Source organism: Streptosporangium nondiastaticum (assembly GCF_003011965.1).
GTDB classification, from domain to species: domain Bacteria; phylum Actinomycetota; class Actinomycetes; order Streptomycetales; family Streptomycetaceae; genus Streptomyces; species Streptomyces nondiastaticus.
The window spans coordinates 1-1775 of the sequence record NZ_PXWG01000291.1; the positions used below are offsets into that span (position 1 = coordinate 1).

Below are 1775 nucleotides of genomic sequence, written 5' to 3' on the forward strand. Positions count from 1 at the left end.
CCCGGGAGCTGTCGCTCCCGGGGCACCCCCGTCGAAGGCGTTGCGGATCAGATGAGGCCGAGACCGCGGACCGCGTCGCGCTCCTCCACCAGCTCCTGGACCGAGGCGTCGATGCGACCGCGGGAGAACTCGTTGATCTCCAGGCCCTGGACGATCTCGTACTCGCCGTCCTTGCAGGTGACCGGGAAGGAGGAGATCAGGCCCTCCGGGACGCCGTAGGAGCCGTCCGACGGGATGCCCATCGAGGTCCAGTCGCCCTCGGCGGTGCCGTTGACCCAGGTGTGGACGTGGTCGATCGCGGCGTTGGCGGCCGAGGCGGCCGAGGACGCGCCGCGGGCCTCGATGATGGCCGCGCCGCGCTTGGCGACGGTCGGGATGAAGGAGTCGGCGAGCCAGGCCTCGTCGTTCACGATCTCCGCGGCGTTCTTGCCCGCCACCTCGGCGTGGAAGATGTCCGGGTACTGGGTCGCGGAGTGGTTGCCCCAGATCGTCAGGCGCTTGATGTCGGAGACGGAGGCGCCCGTCTTCTTCGCGAGCTGCGAGATCGCGCGGTTGTGGTCCAGACGCGTCATCGCGGTGAAGCGCTCGGCCGGGACGTCCGGCGCGGCGGCCTGGGCGATGAGGGCGTTGGTGTTGGCCGGGTTGCCGACGACGAGGACCTTGATGTCGTCCGCGGCGTGGTCGTTGATGGCCTTGCCCTGCGGCTTGAAGATGCCGCCGTTGGCCTCCAGCAGGTCACCGCGCTCCATGCCCTTGGTGCGCGGGCGGGCGCCGACCAGCAGCGCGACGTTCGCACCCGCGAAGGCGACGTTCGGGTCGTCGGTGATGTCGATGCCGCGCAGCAGCGGGAAGGCGCAGTCGTCGAGCTCCATGGCGGTGCCCTCGGCGGCCTTCAGGCCCTGCGGGATCTCCAGCAGGCGCAGCTTGACCGGCACGTCCGCGCCGAGGAGCTGACCGGAGGCGATGCGGAAGAGCAGCGCGTAGCCGATCTGGCCGGCTGCACCGGTGACGGTGACATTGACGGGAGTGCGGGTCATGGCGATCTCCTGCTGCGAACTGGGGTGGGTGTCCCTGCCCATGATGTTCGGATCTCTCTCGGTATCAAGAGATCCGGCGTCAGGCTATCCGACCCGGCACGCTCCGAACCCCCGGCCCGGTGTGGGACGCCTCACCGTGGCGCGCGCGGGGCCCGTACGGCGGACCGGCGGGCCCTAGCCCGCCGGCGGCGTCCGCGGCGTCGTGCACCCCTTCGCCCCCGTCGTCAGCGTCGCGCAGGCCTTCGCCTTGCCCGGTCCCGACACCGGCACCATCGGCGTGTAGCCGTCGGCGTCGCGCACGACCTTGCCGGACTCCGTACGGGCGGGCGCGCCGCCGTCCGCGGCCGCGTCTATCCGGACGGCGTCGCCCGGGACGGCCTGCGTTATGCGCGCCCAGGCCGCGCCGCACACCTGGCTGTAGCGGACCTCGACGTACGACGTGCCGACGGTCGCGGAGCCGGCGGTCGTCGCCCTGCCGCCGCCGCACCCCATGGCCTCGGGGTCCTTGCCGCCGCACTCCGCGCCCGTGCACTTCACCCCGGCGGGCAGGACCGCGGAGGGCGAGGCGGGCGGGGCCACGGGGCCGGAGCCGTTGTCCGTGCCGCTGCCCACGCCCAGCAGCAGGACGACCGCCGCGACGACGAGCAGGGCCCCCACGACGCCGGTGACGAAGAGGGCCGCGCGGCGGCGCGGCGCGGGGCCGCCGGCCGGGATGGCGTTCGCGCGGTAGTCCGGCGG

General features: G+C 73.2%; 2 protein-coding genes. Both read right to left on the reverse strand.

What is annotated here, in order from left to right; all coding sequences use genetic code 11:
- Positions 1 to 47: 47 nt before the first annotated feature.
- Positions 48 to 1037 carry a malate dehydrogenase gene (locus B7P34_RS35805; protein ID WP_106682270.1) on the reverse strand — a complete coding sequence of 330 codons (990 nt, stop codon included), beginning with the start codon at positions 1035 to 1037 and terminating at the stop codon, positions 48 to 50.
- A gap of 174 nt (positions 1038 to 1211) precedes the next feature.
- On the reverse strand, positions 1212 to 1775 hold a 564-nt coding region (locus B7P34_RS35810; RefSeq protein WP_146167040.1), incomplete at its 5' end, for a DUF2690 domain-containing protein.